Annotated in this window: 16 protein-coding genes; 7 read left to right on the forward strand and 9 right to left on the reverse strand. The window is 50.2% G+C overall.

All coding sequences use genetic code 11. From position 1 onward, the window contains the following. Positions 1 to 37: 37 nt before the first annotated feature. The 3 genes from ASG33_RS18290 to ASG33_RS18300 form a co-directional block, all read right to left on the reverse strand. A complete protein-coding gene (locus ASG33_RS18290) occupies positions 38 to 937 on the reverse strand; it encodes a histone deacetylase (protein ID WP_056288388.1) in 900 nt (299 codons plus the stop codon). 44 nt (positions 938 to 981) lie between these two features. Continuing rightward, positions 982 to 1,650 carry a DNA alkylation repair protein gene (locus ASG33_RS18295; RefSeq protein WP_056288390.1) on the reverse strand — a complete coding sequence of 223 codons (669 nt, stop codon included), beginning with the start codon at positions 1,648 to 1,650 and terminating at the stop codon, positions 982 to 984. A 72-nt stretch (positions 1,651 to 1,722) separates the two neighbouring features. After that, positions 1,723 to 2,289: a DUF4256 domain-containing protein gene (locus ASG33_RS18300; protein WP_056288393.1), complete on the reverse strand. Its 567-nt coding sequence runs from the start codon at positions 2,287 to 2,289 to the stop codon at positions 1,723 to 1,725. Between the two features lie 355 nt (positions 2,290 to 2,644). Here ASG33_RS18300 and ASG33_RS18305 point away from each other — a divergent pair, with 355 nt between their 5' ends. The 3 genes from ASG33_RS18305 to ASG33_RS26300 all read left to right on the forward strand — a co-directional run bounded on the left by ASG33_RS18305 (position 2,645) and on the right by ASG33_RS26300 (position 5,476). Continuing rightward, positions 2,645 to 4,711, forward strand: a complete 2,067-nt coding sequence (locus ASG33_RS18305) for a HAMP domain-containing sensor histidine kinase (RefSeq protein ID WP_082489292.1) — start codon at positions 2,645 to 2,647, stop codon at positions 4,709 to 4,711. Between the two features lie 126 nt (positions 4,712 to 4,837). Then, positions 4,838 to 5,239, forward strand: a complete 402-nt coding sequence (locus ASG33_RS18310; protein ID WP_056288399.1) for a hypothetical protein — start codon at positions 4,838 to 4,840, stop codon at positions 5,237 to 5,239. Further along, entirely contained in the window at positions 5,240 to 5,476 is a 237-nt protein-coding gene (locus tag ASG33_RS26300; protein WP_056288402.1) for a type II toxin-antitoxin system HicA family toxin, read from the forward strand. A 50-nt stretch (positions 5,477 to 5,526) separates the two neighbouring features. On the opposite strand, the gene ASG33_RS18320 is transcribed toward ASG33_RS26300, so the two are convergent. From ASG33_RS18320 to katG, 4 genes are all read right to left on the reverse strand, one after another. Continuing rightward, positions 5,527 to 5,913 (reverse strand): DoxX family protein, encoded by a 387-nt coding sequence (locus ASG33_RS18320; RefSeq protein WP_056288405.1) that lies wholly within the window; start codon positions 5,911 to 5,913, stop codon positions 5,527 to 5,529. A 7-nt stretch (positions 5,914 to 5,920) separates the two neighbouring features. Then, positions 5,921 to 6,403, reverse strand: coding sequence for an SRPBCC domain-containing protein (locus ASG33_RS18325; protein ID WP_056288408.1), 483 nt, complete (start codon positions 6,401 to 6,403; stop codon positions 5,921 to 5,923). Positions 6,404 to 6,408: 5 nt separating this feature from the next. Beyond that, positions 6,409 to 6,732 (reverse strand): helix-turn-helix transcriptional regulator, encoded by a 324-nt coding sequence (locus ASG33_RS18330; protein WP_056288410.1) that lies wholly within the window; start codon positions 6,730 to 6,732, stop codon positions 6,409 to 6,411. A gap of 246 nt (positions 6,733 to 6,978) precedes the next feature. Further along, complete coding sequence (gene katG / locus ASG33_RS18335) at positions 6,979 to 9,258, reverse strand: catalase/peroxidase HPI (protein WP_056288414.1); 2,280 nt, start codon at positions 9,256 to 9,258, stop codon at positions 6,979 to 6,981. Between the two features lie 245 nt (positions 9,259 to 9,503). On the opposite strand from katG, the gene ASG33_RS18340 reads away from it, so the two are divergent. Continuing rightward, complete coding sequence (locus ASG33_RS18340) at positions 9,504 to 10,676, forward strand: cytochrome-c peroxidase (protein ID WP_056288417.1); 1,173 nt, start codon at positions 9,504 to 9,506, stop codon at positions 10,674 to 10,676. 10 nt (positions 10,677 to 10,686) lie between these two features. Here ASG33_RS18340 and ASG33_RS18345 read toward each other — a convergent pair whose 3' ends face one another. Continuing rightward, on the reverse strand, positions 10,687 to 13,293 hold the full coding sequence (locus ASG33_RS18345) for an ABC transporter permease (RefSeq protein ID WP_082489293.1): 2,607 nt from the start codon (positions 13,291 to 13,293) through the stop codon (positions 10,687 to 10,689). Next, complete coding sequence (locus ASG33_RS18350; protein ID WP_056288420.1) at positions 13,290 to 13,628, reverse strand: PadR family transcriptional regulator; 339 nt, start codon at positions 13,626 to 13,628, stop codon at positions 13,290 to 13,292. Before ASG33_RS18350 ends, ASG33_RS18345 begins: the two co-directional genes overlap by 4 nt. Before the next feature lie 281 nt (positions 13,629 to 13,909). On the opposite strand from ASG33_RS18350, the gene ASG33_RS18355 reads away from it, so the two are divergent. The 3 genes from ASG33_RS18355 (at position 13,910) to ASG33_RS18365 (ending at position 20,348) form a co-directional block, all read left to right on the forward strand. After that, entirely contained in the window at positions 13,910 to 17,005 is a 3,096-nt protein-coding gene (locus tag ASG33_RS18355; RefSeq protein WP_229238715.1) for a TonB-dependent receptor, read from the forward strand. A 3-nt stretch (positions 17,006 to 17,008) separates the two neighbouring features. Continuing rightward, the gene (locus ASG33_RS18360; protein ID WP_056288423.1) at positions 17,009 to 18,655 is read left to right on the forward strand and encodes a RagB/SusD family nutrient uptake outer membrane protein; all 1,647 of its coding nucleotides are present in this window, start codon (positions 17,009 to 17,011) and stop codon (positions 18,653 to 18,655) included. Positions 18,656 to 18,842: 187 nt separating this feature from the next. Further along, a complete protein-coding gene (locus ASG33_RS18365) occupies positions 18,843 to 20,348 on the forward strand; it encodes an arylsulfatase (protein ID WP_229238725.1) in 1,506 nt (501 codons plus the stop codon). Positions 20,349 to 20,350 lie beyond the last annotated feature (2 nt).

Raw genomic sequence — 20,350 nt, forward strand, 5'->3', positions numbered from 1 at the left:
AATCCATGTGCCTCAGCAAAAAAAATTTTGGAACAACTTATAAAAGCGCCGCAGCGGAACGGAATGTGTTCACGTGGGCGTCGAGAATGGTACGTAACTGCGGTGAGTAGCCGCCTCCCATGCTGACCTGCAACGGAATGCGATGTTGTGCAGCCAGCCCGAAAACCAGCCGGTCGCGCATGCGGCAGCCTTCCACCGTGCACGCCATGCGGCCTATCTTGTCTGTATAAAGAATGTCAACGCCGGCCTGGTAGAAAATGAAATCGGGCTTGACGCGGCTGATCAGGTCGGGGAGATTTTCTTCCAGTAACCGCAGGTAGGCAGCGTCGCCAGTTTTGTCTTCCAGCGGCACATCAAGGTCGCTGCGTTCCTTTCTGAATGGATAATTATTTTTCCCGTGCATAGAAAAGGTGAAAACACGGGGTTCGTTGAGGAAAATGTGAGCGGTACCATTTCCCTGGTGCACATCTAGATCGATGATCAGCACCTGCTTTGCATTGCCGTGATCGAGCAGGTACTGCGCGGCCACAGCCTGATCGTTGATCATGCAAAAGCCTTCACCAAAATTGTAGCCCGCATGGTGCGTGCCGCCTGCTATATTGAAAGCACAGCCACTATCCAGCGCTTTAAGCGCGCCCAGTACGGTACCGTTGGTGATCCGCAGCTCACGCTCGGCCAGCAATGCGCTTTGCTCAAAACCGATCCGCCGCATTTCCTGCCTGCTCAGCTTCCCTTGCACAAGCCTGTCAATGTAATCCCGCTCATGCACTGCATATACATACTCCAGTTCAACTGGCGCAGGACTGAAAAAATCTATCTCCGTCGCGATACCTTCCCGCAGGAGCTGCATGGGCAGCAGCTCATATTTGTCCATTGGAAAGCGGTGGCCTTCCGGCACCGGGTACTTATATACAGGGTCAAAAGCAATCGGGAACATGGAGGGAATTTACACATGAAATTGTAAAAGCCTCCATGCAACGGTCACTTAGTTTGTCTGCTTACTATTTCATTGATCCATGTCGGGGCAAATGGGGAGGTGCATCCTTTGGATACCGGATAGTCGCGGTAAATACCGAGCTTCTCCCCGATCGCCAATGCGCGTTCCCGGTGTTCCGGGAAATGGATGCCGATATTGGCCAGTGCTGAGTTCATGGTCCATTGTACTTCCGGCGCCTCTGCGGGCATTTTGAACTCAATGGTGTCAAGCAATGCAGGAAGATCCAGCACGCCGGGGTTCCTTGCCACGCAGCCGCTCGTCAGGCTCCATGCCAGGCGCCTGCACATGGAGTCGTCGGATTGCAGCCACTTGTTACGGAGGGTTTCAGCATCCGGATAATTCTTGACCACATTGGCATAAAGCCACTCGAAAACCTGCACGTACCGCTCAGACCTGACCATTTTTTCAAGTTCATCCGCCGAAAGCTTTTTCGGGTTCATGATCAGCGTAGCCAGCAGCCGCGCCTCTACATTTCCCGTATCCCAAAGCGCTAGCGCCAGTTTGTGATCGGCTTTTATTTTGTTCGCCACGGCACGGATATCCCCGAGCTTGATGCCAAACTGGTTGGGACCTGCTCCATTTTTCGTGTTAAAAGCCCGCATCTTTTCGCTGCCAAGTGCTTCGAGCTTGCTAAGGGTTTCTTCGAGCGTCATATCTTAGGTGAATTACATTGATCTGTAAAGCGTGGTTTGAAGCAGTTCTAATTTATTCTGTTGCATTGATTGCTACACCCTCAGTACGCCGCGGAAGCCTCTCGCTGCGTAATAAGAATCAGCGCCGTTATGGTAAATAAAAACCCTCCCGAAGCGGCGGTCGCCAAAGATTGCGCCGCCTGCCTTTCGCACGTCAGCGGGTGTTTTCAGCCAGCTTGATGTCTTCTGGTCAAAACTCCCCAGCTGCTGCAACTCCTGGTACTGTTCCTCCGTCAGCAGCTCGATCCCCATTTCGGCAGCCACGTCCATGGCCGTGTTTTCAGGCTTGTTTGCCTTGCGTGATTCCCATGCCTGGCGGTCGTAGCATAAGCTTCTCCGATCTTTGGGCGTCTCCGGTGAACAGTCGAAAAACAGGTACTCCCCCGTTTTTTCATCCATTCCGATCACGTCCGGCTCGCCGCCTGTCACTTCCATTTCATCCAGCGTCCACAATTTTTCGGGATCCGCTTCCAGCTTTGCCTGTACCTGCTCCCATACTATGCCTTTGTGGCGGTTTTTGTTTTTTTCGAAACGTGCTTTCAGTATCGCCAGCAGCTCGGAGGTCTGGTCAGCGGATAGTTGCTTTTTTGTTGTTTTCATGATAGCGATTTGGTTCGTTTTTTGCTTTTGATCAATCCTTTAATGCGCATTCTTTGATGCCACGAATGCACGAATTTTCACGAAGCATGAGGGCATTTAATCTGCTGCTGTTTTCGTTAAAAGTAAGCATTTCGTCTTTTCTCACGAATGCATTATGTAGCTATTTGGCTACCAATATATAAGTAGCCAGGTGACTACACAAGTTTTTCTACAATTTTGCTTAAAGATTTGTGTGTAGCTTTCTGTTCAGTTTATGTCTTTATGTACGCAAACAGCTGTGTTACAATTGTATTAATCCGGCATTAACCCACTCCTATCCCCATTTAAGCCGACGTATAGATTGGCTTTTACTGCAATGAACAAGCGATTTCATCAGATTATACCTGCAAGTCCGTTTATCATTTTTCTGCTTTGGCTTCCATTAATCTCCGGCCTGAATGCTTGCAGGAAATCTGAGAAGAACAAGCCTAATGAACAACTTAAAACGTGGATTGACAGTCTCGACCGAAGTTCCAGGATAGTTGGCGTGAAAGAATCTGTCAAAACACTCGATTCACTGGTGGCAACTTTGGGCACGCTCAGCCTCACTGACCAGGTTCAATACTACAAGTTCATGAAAGTGCTCAGCCACCGCGATTCCACCAGGGCTGCGGATGCATTGCTGTATACCGACAGTCTCATGCAACTTTTTCCCTCTGTACAGATCCGCGAAGAGAACCCGATCGACTACTCCCGGGCATTGCTGCTGAAAGGAGACGATCTGCTGAAACAAAAAGACTATTATAGAGCTTACCGCAACTATTATAATGGAAAATCCTTTTTGCTTGGTTTGGGTGAGATTTGCGAATGCGCGCGGTACAGCAGCCGAATCGCGAACATTTCTTACGAGGAAGAGAACTATTACCAGGCAATCCAGTACTGGAAACAGGAATTGAAAGAACTGGCGGAATGCACAGATAAGGAGAATTTCCAGCTGCAATTCATCGAGAAACAAGGTAGTTTGCGGAACATCGGCATTGCGCACATTCACCGGAACGAGCCTGATATTGCTTTGGAATACTTCAAAAAAGCAGAGGATTTCATTGCTGCCCATGCAAAAGATTTCCCGCGAGAACACAAGTTTATCCGCTTTGCAAAGCTGGTAATCCTGAAAAATAAAGCCGAAGCTTACGCGCTGAAAGGCGAGACGCAGACTGCCGAAAGTTTGATCAAACGTTGCCTGCAGCACGACAATGAAATTGAATGGTCGCTTGACGTGGAGCAGGAATCGAGGCTGATTTTGACAAAGCTTTACATTGATACCAAACAATTTACCAAAGCCCGGGAGCAACTGGACTTGCTGAAAAGCGTCACGAATGCTCCTGACCCTGAGTCGGAAAGGTTGTACGGAAAGCTGCAAGGCGCTATTTCGTATGGTTTAGGAGATTTTGAAACGGCCGGTAAACTGTTTGTCGCCAATATGGAAGCGGAGCGGATTGCTGATCTCAAAAACAATGCAGAAAACAAAAGCGACGTGGGGCAGCTTCTGCAGCAGATCCAGCGGGAACACGAGATAGACCTGGAAGCAGAGCAAGATGCCCGACAGAAAGTGATCCTCAATTTTGCCCTGATCATATCCATTTCGCTATGTGTGATCGTGTACCTGATCTGGCGGAGCGCGCAGAAAAGCGCCAGCAACCTGCTCGCCGTCACCGAACTGAACCGCGCCATTACGCAGAGCAATATTGTTTTGCAGGATACCGTGAATGCATTGGAACAGGCTGAAATGGAAAATGAAGCGGTATTGAAAATCATCGCGCACGACCTTCGGAACCCTATCGCGTCCATGATGTCGGCTTCGCAGCTGCTCTTCTGGGACCTGGACCCGTCGGCTGATCAGCAGGAAATTATCACGGGCATTCAGGAAGCCGGGCAACGTGCCAACGGACTGATCGGACAGATCCTGCAATCGACACCAGACCGTGACAAAATCATCAAAAGCGAAGTTGCATTAGAGGAAATCGTGCAATCGTGCATTGATATGCTCAGCTACAAAGCCAGTGAAAAGCACCAGAAAATCGGCTATCAATTCGAAAAGGTAACAGTGTCTGTTGACCGGGAAAAAATATGGCGGGTGTTTTGTAACCTGCTGAGCAATGCGATTAAATTTTCTCCGGCAGGCGGAACAATCCGTGTTGCTTTACAGGTACAAACAGGAAAAGTACTGCTGGCTGTTCAGGACAACGGGATCGGGATACCTGCGGAACTGAAAGACCAGATCTTCGTCCATTTGAGCAGCGCGAAGCGATCGGGCACGGCCGGTGAGCAATCATTCGGCATCGGGCTTTCCATTTGCAAGCAGATCGTGGAAGCCCACGGCGGCCGGATCTGGTTTGAGTCAGCGGGCGACGGGACTACGTTTTTTGTAGAGCTGCCTGCGTGAAATGCGCCGCACATTCATTACCGATAGCCACTAAAGAACTAGGGTAACCAAATCAATTGAATGCTTTTACCTTGAATATCAGTTCGTATTTTTAGTACTTGATCTCATAACCAATCTTCGTTAATTATGTCTAGCTTAGATATACTTTCAACAAACCAGTCGTCAGACTCGCGCGAAGTTCCGTCAGAGAAGCTACGGATCTCCAAAGATGGTTTCGAAGGCACACTTCGTGTCTTTACGGGTCAACAAGGGGAACACATTGTCAGCATTATCCCGTCTCTGAACGTGTCAGGATATGGTTCCGAAGAGCACACAGCGTTAACTTCCCTGAAAGAGAATATTGAAACTTTTTTTGAAGATTTATTCTCGCTGTCCCAGACTGAAATGCATGATGAATTACAAAGCCTCGGATGGCAGGAAATATCTTTTACAGATGAAATGATGATGCCAGAGGCCAGAATAAATGGAGTCTTGCAAAACTTTGACTTCCCGGAAAAAGTAAAAACTTCTATTGTACAAGCTGCATAATTGGGAAGTAACAGGCCCGTTAAGGTTAATGATTGGGTCGCTTTTTTGGAGGCGCATGATTGCAAGTACATGCGACAAAAAGCTTCTCATGAACATTACAAATGTCCCGGTTGCTTTCGCACAATCACCCACCGCCCTGCTGACAAAGATATTCCTCCGCTGCACTTGAAAACAAACCTGAAAACAATGGGCAAAACTCTGGATTACCTGTACAAATGGATAGACGATAACCGTTAAGCTGACTAATCGGAAAGCTGGACGGGGAACCAAGTTTACCTGAAATCGGATCAAGCCAAACCCTTGCTAGCCAGCCTGCGCTCCGCCGGGCGGAAGTACCAGGAAACAATTGTCAGCAGGATCAGCAGCACCGGCCCGAAAAGATCCTTCACCTCGTCACCTGCTGCCAGATGCGAGAACACCGCGCCCGACATTGCAAAGAAAAAGCCCGCATAAGTCCATTCCTTTAACAAAGGGAACCTTGGAACAAGCAATGCGACCACACCGAGGATTTTCCAGGCGCCAATCAATGTCATAAAGTAAGATGGATAGCCCAAATGCGTCATCATATCCGCTTCTTCTTTCATCTTCATGAGCTGCACGACGCCGGTTGAAGTCATTCCGAGCGCAAGCCAGATGGTGGCAATCCAGTAAATGATTCTGTTTCGTTTTTCCATAATCGTTTTATTTCAACTGTTTTACAACTTCTTCCAAACGGTTGTGCGCCATGTTCAATCCGTACGCAAAAGGCATTTTCAACATCTGATCACGCAGCTCGACGGATTTGTAAATGATCTGCATGGTAAGCTTGCTGGTACCTTCGGTCAGTTTTTCAAATTCCAGAAATTCAAGCTGCACGGCGAAAGGAGGCGCCGTGGCAACGATGTTTTCCATTTCAAAAGTCCGCGTAATTCTTTCATTTGGAACAAATTCGGGGATCACTCCATTGGCGCGAAAAACGACGTTACCCTGCGGATCGGAAGTCTCGAACTGATAAGCGCCGTGCTTCCGGCTTTCCAGTTTCAGCACCTTCGTTCCCATCCATTGGGCCACAATCTCGGGTTCGACATAGGCTTTAAAAAGCAGTTCAAGCGGGAGATCAAATTCCCGGGTAATCACAATTTCCTGCTTTCCTTCCTCGGCATCCACTCTGGTTTTTCTTTCCATTGCTTTTATTCTTTGGGTTTATAATTTTTCATGATTGCTTCCAGTTTGTTAAACCTGTCATCCCACATCTGCCGGAAAGGCTCGATAAAATCGGCCACTTCTTTCATCTTCTTCGCATTGATATGGTAGTACACTTCTCTCCCATTCTGCTGCGGTTCAAGCAGTTCGCATTCCGTCAGGATGGATAAGTGTTTGGAAATGGTGGGGCGCGCCGAGTCGAAGTTGGCCGCGATCGCGCCGGCTGTCAGCGACTGCGATGCTACCAGCATCAGGATCGCCCTTCTGGTCGGGTCGGCAATAGCCTGGAATACGTCTCTTCTTAAATTCATTATGTAGTTATTTGGCTACGAATATAAATGTAGCCATTTAACTACGCAAATGTTTTCGGGGAAATTTATTTGGATGGATAAAAAAAGACGCTCCGGAAAACCGGAACGTCTGCATGGAGGCTATGCATGAAACTTAGGAGAGGCCAAATAATTTCGCGGCGCATTGTTGTTGCATCCCTACGGGATTTACTCCCCTCTTTTTACCTGTTCCTACCTATGTTTGGCCGCTATGCGGCTTTTTCTGCCCTATTTTGCAAGATCAAACCTGTCCAGGTTCATTACCTTGTTCCAGGCTGCAACGAAGTCTTTTACAAACTTGCCCTGGGCGTCTGCGCTTGCGTATACTTCTGCAACGGCGCGCAGCTCTGAGTTTGATCCGAAAACCAGGTCGGCACGCGTTGCAGTCCATTTCGGCTGTCCGCTTGCGCGATCGGTACCGAGGTACGTTTCCCTGTCTTCTCCCATTGCCTTCCACGCCGTGCGCATATCGAGCAGGTTAACAAAGAAATCGTTGGTCAGAACACCCGGGCGTGACGTGAAAATGCCGTTTTTGGAACCGTCAAAGTTGGCGCCCAATGCCCGCATTCCACCTACCAGCACAGTCAGCTCAGGTGCCGAGAGCGTCAGCAATTGCGCCTTGTCGATCAGCAGCTCTTCCGTAGCTACATCCGCTTTTGTCCGGCGGTAGTTACGGAATCCGTCCGCAGCCGGTTCGAGGAATGCCACCGACTCTACGTCAGTCTGCTCCTGTGAAGCATCCGTGCGGCCGGGTGTAAACGGAACCAAAATTGCGTGACCTGCATCCTGGGCAGCTTTCTCAACCCCGGCACAGCCGGCCAGCACGATCAGATCGGCAAGGGATACCTTCTTTCCACCGGTCTGAATGCTGTTAAACTCACCCTGGATACTTTCCAGCGTACTCAGTACTTTTTGCAACTGGATCGGATTGTTCACCAGCCAGTCTTTCTGAGGTGCCAGCCGTACACGCGCGCCATTCGCGCCACCGCGTTTGTCGGAGCCACGGAATGTGCTTGCAGATGCCCAGGCAGTAGATACCAGCTCAGATACTGTTAATTCGGAAGCCAGAATGTTCGACTTCAATGCAGCAGCGTCCGCGTCATCAATCAACGCGTGGTCAACAGCCGGAACGGGATCCTGCCAGATCAATACTTCTTCGGGTACCTCCGGGCCCAGGTAGCGGGCGCGCGGGCCCATATCCCGGTGCGTCAGCTTGAACCAGGCGCGGGCAAATGCGTCGGCAAATGCGTCCGGGTTTTCAAGGAAGTTCCTCGAGATTTTTTCGTAAACCGGATCAAAGCGCAATGCAAGGTCGGTCGTGAGCATCGTCGGCGCGTGCTTCCTGGTACTATCGTACGCATCAGGGATGATATGCTCCGCGTTTTTCGCTACCCACTGGTGTGCACCGCCAGGACTTTTTGTCAATTCCCATTCAAAACCGAAAAGGTTCTCAAAGAAATTGTTGCTCCATTGTGTAGGTGTCGCGGTCCAGGTTACTTCCAGTCCGCTGGTGATCGTATCAGGACCTTTTCCTGAGCCGAAGCTGTTGCTCCAACCCAAACCCTGCAGTTCCACGTCTGCCGCTTCCGGCTCATTACCCACGTGCTCGGAAGGAGCCGCTCCGTGTGTTTTACCAAAACTATGTCCACCCGCGATCAACGCAACCGTTTCCTCGTCGTTCATCGCCATGCGACCAAATGTATCTCGGATATCCTTTGCAGATGCAACCGGGTCGGGTGTTCCATCCGGGCCTTCCGGATTTACGTAGATCAGTCCCATGTGTGCTGCGGCAAGCGGCTTTTCCAGGTCACGCGAGTGAATGCCCCGGCCCGCATCTTCATCCGAAGATACCACACCGTGGTCTGCTACTCCCGGAACACCCTGAGGATACCGGCGGTCATTGCCGAGCCACGTTTTTTCCGCTCCCCAATAAACGTCTTCATCCGGCTCCCATACGTCGGCGCGCCCTCCGGCAAATCCAAACGTTTTGAAGCCCATTGATTCCAGGGCCACATTACCCGTCAGGATCATCAGATCCGCCCAGGAGATTTTGTTTCCATATTTTTGTTTGATGGGCCAAAGCAGACGACGCGCCTTGTCAAGACTCACGTTATCAGGCCAGCTGTTCAGCGGCGCGAAACGCTGCTGTCCCGAACCACCGCCCCCACGGCCATCAAACACGCGGTAAGTACCTGCACTATGCCACGCCATACGGATGAACAATGGACCGTAGTGCCCGAAATCGGCCGGCCACCAATCCTGTGAGTCGGTCATAAGCGCATGGAGGTCCTGCTTTACAGCGGCGAGGTCCAGACTTTTGAACGCTTCTGCATAGTCGAAGTCTTCACCCATCGGGTTTGTCTTGGAGGAATGTTGACGCAGAATGTTCAATTTAAGCTGATTTGGCCACCAGTCACGGTTTCGCGTGCCGCCGCCGCCCACATTGCTGTTGTTCATAGTGCCGTTGTGAAACGGGCATTTGCTAATGTCGTTTGATTCGTTTTCCATATTGTAAGTTCAGAATTTACTGTCAGTACCTGCACAGGATTTCAATGCAGGTCGGCAAGTTATGTTTTTGGAGATTATAATGAAAATTGATTAATTCTATCATTCGATAGTTCCTATCTATTAATCAATGTGCATTGAATTTAGTTTTAAAAGCAGTGGAGTGTTTCAGAATACCCATCGAGCATCGAATCAAAATGCGGTGAGATTTTGCGTAAAAATCAATTCTGAAAAGCTTTTGTAAGGCAATGAATATAACACTGCTTTTGTCTTTGCTGGTCATTGGCTGTTTGTCTTGCGGACAGGATGGAAGCAGCACGCGCCAGCGTAAACCAAAAGTTGTCGAAACCATTGCCGACCTCGGCGCATTGCCAGAGCGCGTCACCCATCCCGTGGATAATCCTACTTCACCCGAGAAGGTCGAGCTGGGCAGGCTGCTGTTTTTTGACCCGGTACTATCGGGTAATCAGGACGTGGCGTGTGCGACTTGCCACCAGCCTGAGTTCAATTATGCAGAGTTTCTCGAAACGTCTATTGGTGTAAACGGAAGTGGAACCGGCAGCAAAAGGAGGTTTGCCCATGCCAATACCATTCCTTTTGTGAAGCGCAATTCGCAAAGTATCCTGAATACCGCTTTCAACGGGATTGAAAATCATAAAGCCTACCAGCCAGAATCAGCGCCGATGTTCTGGGACCTGCGCGCGAAAGGTTTGGAGCAGCAGGCTTTGGAGCCCGTCAGGACACTGGAAGAAATGCGTGGCAATGCTTTTGGAGAAGAAAATATTATTGACGAGATCATCGCCAGGATCCGGAAGATACCAACCTATCAGGAGCTGTTCGCCAAAGCTTTTTACAACGAACCTGAACCTGTGAACCAATGGAATATGGCCAAGGCACTGGCAGCTTACGAGCGGACATTGATCGCGACGAATACGCGGTTTGACCAGTATATGCGCGGCGACAGCAATGCATTGTCGACCGGTGAAAAAGAAGGTCTGAATGCATTTCTGACAAGTGGATGTGCCAAATGCCACTCCGGTCCGATGTTCTCGGACTTCAAATTACATACGCTCGGCGTGCCCGACAGTGGTAATCGAAAGGAAAGCGACAGCGGAATCAATAACGATTATGCATTCCGCACGCCGACTCTCAGAAACCTGCGGTATACTGCTCCGTACATGCACAGCGGGAAATTTGCCACGCTGGATCAGGTGCTGCTGTTTTATGAAGACGTAGCTGGCGGAAAGATCGCGAACCCGAATGTAAAAGCCTCGCAAATGGACTCACTGGCTACGCATATGGATGTCAACTTCAAAGATATCTCGCGGATCGTCGAGTTCCTGAATACGCTGAATGATGATGCTTTCGACAAAACAGTACCTGCTTCCGTACCAAGCGGATTGCGCGTCTCGGGACTATGAATCCACTCCATTATTCGCTCCGCAGGCTCTTTACAGGGTTCATTAATGCGGCTTTGATACTTTGAAAACTGACTGTAAGCAAAGCAATGGAAGCAGCCAGTGCGCCGGCCAGCACAAACACCCACCAGTCGATGCTTGTTTGATAAGCGAAATCCTGCAACCATTTGTGCATGGCATACCAGGCGATTGGTGACGCGAGAACGATCGCGATCAGTACCAGTCTCAAAAAATCCTGCGAAAGCAATGCTACTACGCCGGTGACAGTTGCACCCAGCACCTTTCTGACACCTATCTCTTTGTTCCGCTGCTCAGCCATAAAAGCGGACAAACCGTATAATCCCAGGCAGGAAATGAAGATGGCCAGTCCGGCAAAAAGGTTAAAGATACTGCCCATTTGCTGCTCGCCGCGGTACAGGTTATCCAGGTCTTTGTCCAGAAAACCATACGTAAAGGGAAAAGCGGGGTTAAGCTGTTGATTAAGCCTGCTCAGCGCCTGAATGGTCGCTTCGTTGTTTCCTGCCGGCGTGCGAACAATCACATACCCGCCCCATTTATTGAGCCTGAGCACAAGCGGCTCTACCTCGTACTGCAAAGACTTAAAATGAAAATCCTTTACGACACCTATGATATTGCCTTTTACTTCACTAAATGTAATGCTTTGCCCCACGGCATTTTGCAGGCTCATGCCCATCACCTGCATTGCTTTTTCATTGATGATGTAGCTGGAACTATCTCCCGGGAATCCGCTGGAAAAACTGCGGCCGGCGAGTATTTTGGTTTTGAAAACATCGACAAAATGCTCGTCGACGTCCAGGGATGGAATGATAACCTGGTTCGGTGCCACTTGTCCGGGCCATTCCAGGTCGGTAGTGCCTGATATGAGCGCGGTGGGTAAGTCCGATATAATGGAGAAATTGGAAGTGAGCGGCTCCTGGGCCAGGGCGGCTTTCAGACTTTGTTTTTTCCCCCACATTTCACCCGTCATAGGCACATAGAGCAGGTTAGATTTATCGAATCCGAGGTTCCGGTTTTTGATAAAATTCAATTGCTTATACACGACGGCAGTACCCACAAGCAGCACGATCGCGACTACAAACTGCGCCACGACGAGCCCGTTGCGGAACACAAGATTCGCACCTGCTACCCTCATTTTACCTTTAAGCACTTTAACAGGCGCAAATCCTGACAGGAATAAGGCAGGATAGCTACCCGCGACCAGTCCCGTGAGCAGTGCTATTCCGGTTAAGGTCAGCCACAGCCTGGCGTCGAGCAATTGTATGGTAAGTTCTTTTTCGGTCAGCATTTTGAAGATCGGCAAAAGCAAAAAGACAATGCCGATTGCAATGAAAAGTGACAGGAATGAAAAGATCAGTGACTCGCCCAGGAATTGCAGCACAAGCTGGTAACGCCCCGCTCCTACTACCTTGCGCAGCCCCACTTCTTTGGCGCGCCGTGCAGATCGGGCCGTGGCGAGGTTCATGAAATTGATACATGCGACGATCAGGATAAAAATCGCCACAACAAAGAAGATGTTGACATACTGGATGTTACCGTGACCGGAAAGATCGATCTGCAGATCGGAATGCAGGTGAATGGCGGTAAGCGGTTGCAGCTGAAAGCCGACTTTCAAAGCTTGTCCATGCGCTTTATAGATCTCGAACATCCGGGCAGTCAGCTTTTGCAGGGCGGGCGGTGAGGTATCCGTATTTTCAGCAAGTCTGAAATAGGTATAAAAATTATAATTGCCCCAGGTATCCGTCTGCAAATCCCGGTCAGTGCGCGCCAGATTGGACATCGGAATGATGAAATCAAACTGTAAATGAGAGTTGGAGGGCGCATTGGCCAGAACACCTGCCACCTTAAAATTCTCGCCATTGTTTCTCCTGAGGATCTTGCCCACAGCATCATCGCTCCCGAAGTACTTCCTGGCCATTTCCTGGGTGATGAGCAACGCGCCCGGATCGCTGAGCACAGTAGCCGGGTTCCCTTTCAGCAGCGAAAAGGAAAAGACACGGAGAAAATTTGAATCGGCAAAAAAGACGCGCTTTTCTTCAAACTTCTTTTCGCCAGCTTCAAAAAGGCTGGTTACCGGCTTGCTTAGCCGCACACCTGCCTCAATCTGCGGCATTTGCTGCTGTAAACCGCGCGCGATTCCAGCAGGACTCACTGCCGCCTTGAAATCTCCCGCATTACATGTAAGTCTGAAAATCCGGTCTGCCTGTGCGTGGAAGCGGTCGTAGCTCAGCTCGTTCTGAACCCAAAGCAGGATCAGGATACTGCACCCCATTCCAATGGAAAGTCCGGCGATGTTGAGCGCTGAGTAAGCTTTCTGACGGACAATGTTGCGCCACGCGATTTTGAAGTAGTTCTTTAACATAGCAGGATTTAAGGCAAAAGGTTGTTCATATTCGTATTGTCGGGCCCGAGATCGCACAAAAGGCGGCAACAGGGAAACCACATTCAGCAGGTATCTCAGCAGTGCTTCACCAGCTCCTGCGCGCCGGTACCAGTATGCATACAGTTCATCCAGATCGCCTTCCACTTCTTCCAGTGTATTGTCCGGATGCAGTAACCTGAGCACAGATCTGGCCCAGCGGGGTGGCTGTGGCGTATTCATAGTGCATTGGTATTTAACCCGCTATCGGGCATCAGCTGCCATAGCTTGCTGCGTAGTTGCTGTATATCGCGCAGTGCGCCTGCCCCTAGCGCTGTTACTTTGAACAGCCGCTTCCGCCTGCCGCCGCGCTCCATAGTTGCACCGCCGAGTTCGGAGCGCACAAAGCCCTTTTCTTCCAGTCTGATCAATGTGTTGTGAATGGCGCCCAGGGTGACTATCCGTCCCGTGTGCTGCTCGATTTCCTGACTGACGGTTAACCCATAAGCCTGACCGTCCAGGATGGCGATCATCAGTAAAACGAGTTCTTCAAATTCTCCCAGATAAGTTCGTCGCATCAGCCCGGCTGATTAGTTTATATTTTATAGTACAAATATGTGCCACTTACCAGAAATGCCGAATAAGAGCATTCAGGCGCGATTTGAATGGTTATCAGTAGAAAATCTTTGTCCGTAAAAGAACGGGAAGTGTCCGATAGCGGACGCAATTATCCGCTCCATTCACAGTTTTTTCAACTTTTTTGTACAAACCAGTCTTTTAAGCCTATATATTTGCTAGACTTAATAGATTACCATACCTCAACCAGCGGTATGCTCCCTTTTATCAATTTATAACCCTTATGTACAAATTTTTTACCTTACCAAATGCAGCCTTGAAAAAGCGGCTCGCAGCCATGCTTTGCGTAGCCGCTTTGCTGCTGGTTTTTAATGCGCAGACAAGTCTCGCCCAGGATGCCGGCACTTTAACCGGAAAAATTACCGATGAAAAAGGCGAAGGTATCCCCGGCGCGAGCGTGCTGATCAAGGGTACAGGCAAAGGCACCTCCAGCGCCGGCGATGGCGCATTCAGTCTTGACGGTGTCAACGAAAGCTCCGTTTTAATTATCTCTTTTGTCGGGTACGTAACTCAGGAAATTACAGTTGGCAACAAAGCCCGGCTTGAAGTCACGCTCGTTTCTGACCAAAAGCTCCTGAATGAACTCGTGGTAGTAGGTTACGGCGAGCAGAAAAAGGTGAATGTGATCGGCTCCGTGTCGCAGATCGGTTCGGATGCGCTCGAAAACCGCCCGGTGACGCAGGTAAGTCAGGCTATTGCCGGTCAAATGCCCGGGGTAACCGTGACCACAGGTTCGGGCCGGCCGGGTAGTAATGGAAGCACGATCCGGGTACGCGGCGTAGGTTCCTTCGGTGCTACGCCCGATGCCCTGATCCTTGTCGACGGTATACCCGGACAGCTGAATGATATCAGTCCGGACGATATCCAGTCTGTTTCAGTTTTGAAAGATGCTTCTTCTGCTGCCATTTACGGCGCACGTTCCGCTAATGGAGTGATCCTGGTAACTACAAAAAGCGGCGGCGAGGCAAAGGCGAAGATCAGCTACAACGGGTATGTGGGCTTTAACAAACCAACGGAGCTGCCTGATTTCGTTAATTCCTGGGAGTATGCAGAAATGTTCAATATCGCTTCCGGAACCGCGGCTTACTCTGCCGAGGATATTGCCAAATTCCGCTCGCAGAGTGATCCCGACCGGTTTCCCAATACCAGGTTCCTCGACATGCTTTTTTCTGAAAAGGGCATTCAGACCGGTCATACCATCAACATCAATGGCGGCAACGAGCGGGCAAAATATTTCATTTCGGGCGGCTATCTGAGTCAGGACGGCATTGTGCCGAAGAACAACTTTACCCGCTACAATGTGCGCCTGAACCTGGAAAACGACCTGGGCAGGAACTTCAAGCTGACCACGCGAACTGGCGGTTCTTCCCAACTGCGCAAGGAGCCGCAGGCCACAGGCAACAAAGGCGGCGAGCTCACAGACCAGCTGATCCAGAATGCAGTGAGATATCCGGCTGTTTTCCTGGGCCAGGCTTCAAACGGCGAATTTGGGTTAGGTCCGGAAAGTGGTGGCACGCCCGTGTCCTGGATTGCATCTTCATCTTATTTCCGCAATCCGCAAAACCGGCTGACTACCAATATGAAGCTCAACTGGCAGCCCATTCCCGGATTAAACCTATCGGCAATAGGCGGCTATAATTTTGCATTGCTCGAACGTGTCTCCTACAATGCATCGCAGCGCCTGAGCCCGACAGTAAACCTGGCCCAGTCGGTACTGAACCAGGACCGCAATAAAGAGATCTATCGCACACTGCAATTTGTGGGAGAGTATTCGAGGAGTTTCCAGAAGAACACGGTAGACTTTCTGCTGGGATATTCTTTTGAAAACGAGCAAAGTGACTACTTTTCTGGTTATCGCCAGGGATTCCCGAGCAACGATTATACCGCCATTGATATGGGCGGCGCGGATAATCAGCAGGTTAATGGGTATGGGGAGCAATGGGCGATCCAGTCCTACTTCGGCCGGCTGCGCTTCAACCGCGAGGATAAGTACCTGCTGGAAGCGACCCTTCGCTACGACGGTTCTTCGCGCTTTCCTGATAACAACAAATATGCCGTGTTCCCTTCCGCGGCGGCCGGCTGGCGCATTTCGGAAGAGCAGTTCCTGAAAAGTGTTTCCTGGCTCTCCAATTTGAAACTCAAAGCCTCCTGGGGCATCCTGGGTAATCAGAATATCGGGAACTATCCTTACCAGACCGTGCTGAATTCGGGCGCCAATTATCCATTTGGCACCGGCATTACAACCGGCGCGGCGTATGCCACTTACCGTGATGCAAACATCAAATGGGAGTCGACGAGAACAACTGATTTCGGTATCGAAACAGAATTCTTCAACCGGAAGCTAGGCTTTAATGCAACGTACTTCCAACGGAATACAACAGACATTCTCTTCAAACCCTCGGCCAGCGTTTCTTCTGTGCTGGGCGTAGCGATCAGCGAAACGAATACGGGTGAGGCACAAAACAAAGGCTGGGAATTTGACGGATTTTACCGCGACCATGTCGGGAAGCTCAACTACTCGCTTGGCGGAAACTTTTCCATTATCCAGAATAAGGTGGTCTCGTTGGGCCTCGGCAATGTGCGGCAGCCAAACGGATTTGTCGGAAACGGTTCGACGCTATTCAATGGCTTTCCAATGGAAATGTACTACGGCTACCTTTCCGATGGCGTTTTCCTCGACCAGGCAGACATCGATGCCTGGCCCAATCAAACGACAATTACACCCGGCGCGCGGCCCGGCGATCTGCGTTACAAAGACATCAGCGGACCCAATGGCGTACCCGACGGAAAGGTGGACGCTACTTACGACCGCACTTACCTCGGCAGCCGCATTCCGAAGTATACATACAGCTTCAATGCGGATCTGCGCTACAAAGCCTTTGATTTCTCGCTGTTCCTGCAAGGTGTAGCGGGCGTGAAAGGCCAGCTGAACAATTACGCCGGTGTTGCATTCTTTAATCTGGGTAATATCCAGCGCTGGCAAATGGAAGGACGGTTTGATCCCGCCAATCCGCAGCGCTACCCTGAATACCCTCGTCTCGAAGTAGTCACCAACAGCGGCACGCCCAATACCGTGCAATCCGATTTCTGGGTTCAGAATGCAGCTTACCTGCGGGTAAAGAATGTGCAGCTGGGCTACTCTATGCCGGCTTCCGTACTGGGCAAATTGAAGATCGACCGCTTGCGGCTTTATGTGAGTATCGAAAATCCGCTCACATTCAGCAGCTATCGCGAGGGCTGGGATCCCGAGATCAACACCGGCGGCCCGTACTACCCTATTCTATCTACTTATACTTTCGGTGTCAATATCAAATTTTAGGTCATGAAAATCCCGCAATATATTTTACGTAAATCGACTTTGTTACTGATCCTGCTGCCGCTGCTTTCATGCGACGACCAGTTGAAGCAATTTCCTACCAATGCATTTGCCAAAGATGTTTTCTGGAATTCAGAATCAAATGCGATGATCGCACTTTCGGGAATGTACCGGGGCGGCATTACTTATGCAACCAACACGGTGCCGAACGACTGGTGGAGCTACTTTGGCAGCGTTTTTCTCGAATTTGCAACAGACAATGCATACGACCGCCGGGGCGACAATTCGACTTTTAACAAGCTTACCGACGGAACATTAACTGCCAACAACAATGTGATCCAGGGTTACTGGACAGGTTCGTACAAAAGGATCGCAATCACCAACGATTTTCTGGAAAACATTGGGAAAGTACCTGCCAGCGAGGCCTTTATCCGCCGGCTAACAGCAGAAGCCAGGTTCCTGCGTGCAACCCAGTACTTCTATATGTCGCAATACTGGGGCTCGGTCCCGCTGGTCACCAAAACGCTGACGCCGGATGAGGCCAATAACGTTGAAAAAGCGCCGAAAACAGCAATTGTACAGTTTGTAATTGACGAGCTGACTGCCGCCGCAGCTGACCTGCCCGGACAAAAATCATTGGCTGCGAATGAAAGTGGTCGCGCTACCAAACAGGCCGCGCTGGCGTTTCTTGGACGGATGTATTTGGGTGAAAAACGCTTTAAAGAAGCGGCTGCTGCTTACAAACAGCTCATTGATCTAGGTGAAAATACCATTGACCCGGACTACGCAGGTTTGTTCAATACTGCCAATGAAAACAGCAGGGAGATCATTTTCAGTTTGCAGCACGTGCCTGGACAAGCGCCTAATGCGATGCCGCAGCATGCTTATCCTGCGATCAACGGCGGCTGGCATATTATCAACCCGCTTGGAAGTCTGGCTGAGGAATATGGATTTGCAGACGGAACGCCATTCTCTTATGACAGCCCCAAATACAATCCGAAAGATATGGGCGCCAACCGCGACCCGCGTTTCCGCGCGACTTTCCTGTGGGATGGAACTACATTCGGCGGGCGCAGGTACGTGGTACATCCAGACTCCGTCAACTCACTCGACCAGCTCACTTATTCCAAGCAAGCGACGCGCACGGGTTACGGGCTTCGCAAATTTTTTGATGAATCTTTCAATGGAAGTCTGACTGCCGACTACGGAGGAAACCTGCCTGTGATCCGCTACGCCGAAGTGCTGCTGAGCTACCTGGAAGCCGAACTGGAAGCAGGCACGCCCATTACGCAGTCACTTCTGGATCAAACGATCAATGCAGTACGCGGCAGGGCTTCTGTTAATTTACCCAAGATTACGGTAACCAAAGCGGCTGAACTGCGAACGATCCTGCGGAGAGAGCGGCGCATTGAGCTGGCTTTCGAAGGGATACGGTTGTGGGATCTGCTGCGCTGGGGCACAGCTGATCAGGCTCTGTCCAGTGATTTCTGGGGAGCCGCCTTCCCGGATTCCAAGAGATACGCAGCTACTTCCAAAAAAACCGACCCAAAATTCCGCTGGTATGTTACGTCAAAAAAATTCAGAAAAGGCATTGACGAATTATGGCCAATCCCGGAAACGGAGGTGAATGTAAATCCTAAGCTGGGTAAGTGAGGTGTTGGGGAGAAGCAACCAAGCTATTAAACCAACAAGGTAAAAATGTAAAGCCTAACACTTTCTTCAATGCAGGTTGAAGCTCAATTAACCACATATCCCCCATTCAATTTTATATCACATGATAAAGAAAACACGGAACAAAAACATACAGCTTACTATTCTGGGCTTCTCATTTGCAGTTTTGATGGCTGCTACCGGCTGGCAGTTTGCAGGCAAAGAGCCTGACGCAGCGAAACCCAATATCATTCTCATAAATCTCGACGACCTCGGTTATGGCGATGTGGGTGCTTATGGAGCGACTGCTTTGAATACCCCGAATATGGACCGGCTCGCGAAAGGTGGCATTCGGTTTACAAATGGTTATGCCACTTCGTCAACTTGTACGCCCAGCCGCTTTGCATTGGTAACGGGCGTGTATCCGTGGCGTAACAAAGACGCGAAGATCCTGCCGGGTGATGCTCCGCTGCTGATCGATACAGCGCAAGCGACCATTCCGAAAATCCTGAAAAAAGCAGGGTATGCGACAGGGATCGTAGGTAAATGGCATCTGGGATTGGGAGATGGAAATACAGACTGGAACAAGGAAATCAAGCCCGGGCCCAACCAGCTGGGCTTCGACTACTCCTACATTCTGGCTGCCACGCAGGACAGGGTACCGACGGTTTACATTGAAAATACGCGTGTTGTTGGTCTTGACCCGAATGATCCCATTCAGGTGAGCTACAAAGAGAATTTTCCGGGTGAGCCGACGGGGAAAGATAATCCCGAGTTGCTGAAAATGAAATGGCACCACGGGCACGACCAGAGCATCACCAATGGAATTTCACGCATTGGTTACATGAAAGGCGGCGCGAAGGCGAAGTGGAATGATGAAGAAATGGCCGACCTGTTCCTGACCAAAGCGCAGCAGTTTGTTGTTTCCAACAAATCAAAGCCGTTCTTTCTTTACTACGCCATGCAGCAGCCACACGTGCCGCGCACGCCCAATCCCCGCTTTAAAGGGGTAACCGGAATAGGCCCCAGAGGCGACGCGATCGCGGAGGCAGACTGGTGCCTGGGTGAGTTATTGAAAACACTCGAAAAAGAAGGTATTCTTGAAAACACCCTGATCATCTTCACGAGTGACAACGGACCGGTCGTAAATGACGGTTATCATGACGATGCAGTTGAGAAACTGGGCAGCCACAAACCGGCGGGACCATTGCGGGGCGGCAAATACAGTTTGTTTGAAGCTGGCGTTCGTGTTCCATTCATCACGTACTGGAAAGGCACGATCAAACCCACAGTATCCGACGCCGTGGTTTGCCAGCTTGATTTACTAAGTTCGCTCGCGCATTTGGCGGGACAGGAAGCAAAGGGTTTGGACAGTCAGAATTACCTCGATGTGTTTTTGGGTAAAAGCAAAAAAGGGCGGAATGAGCTGGTGATAGAAGCGAGCTCCCGTACTGCATTGCGGCAAGGTGATTTTGTGATGATACCTCCCTACAATGGCCCGGCAGTAAACAAGAATGTAAATATCGAACTGGGCAATGCGAAAGAGTACCAGTTATATAATGTAAAAACGGATGTTGGACAGCTTACCAACCTTGCTTCCTCGCAGCCGGAAAAGTTGAAGCAGATGACCGACTTGTTGAATGAAATACAGAAAGGTAGTCCGAAACGCGAGACAGGGACTATCAAGCTGGAATAATG

The organism is Dyadobacter sp. Leaf189 (genome assembly GCF_001424405.1).
GTDB lineage: Bacteria > Bacteroidota > Bacteroidia > Cytophagales > Spirosomataceae > Dyadobacter.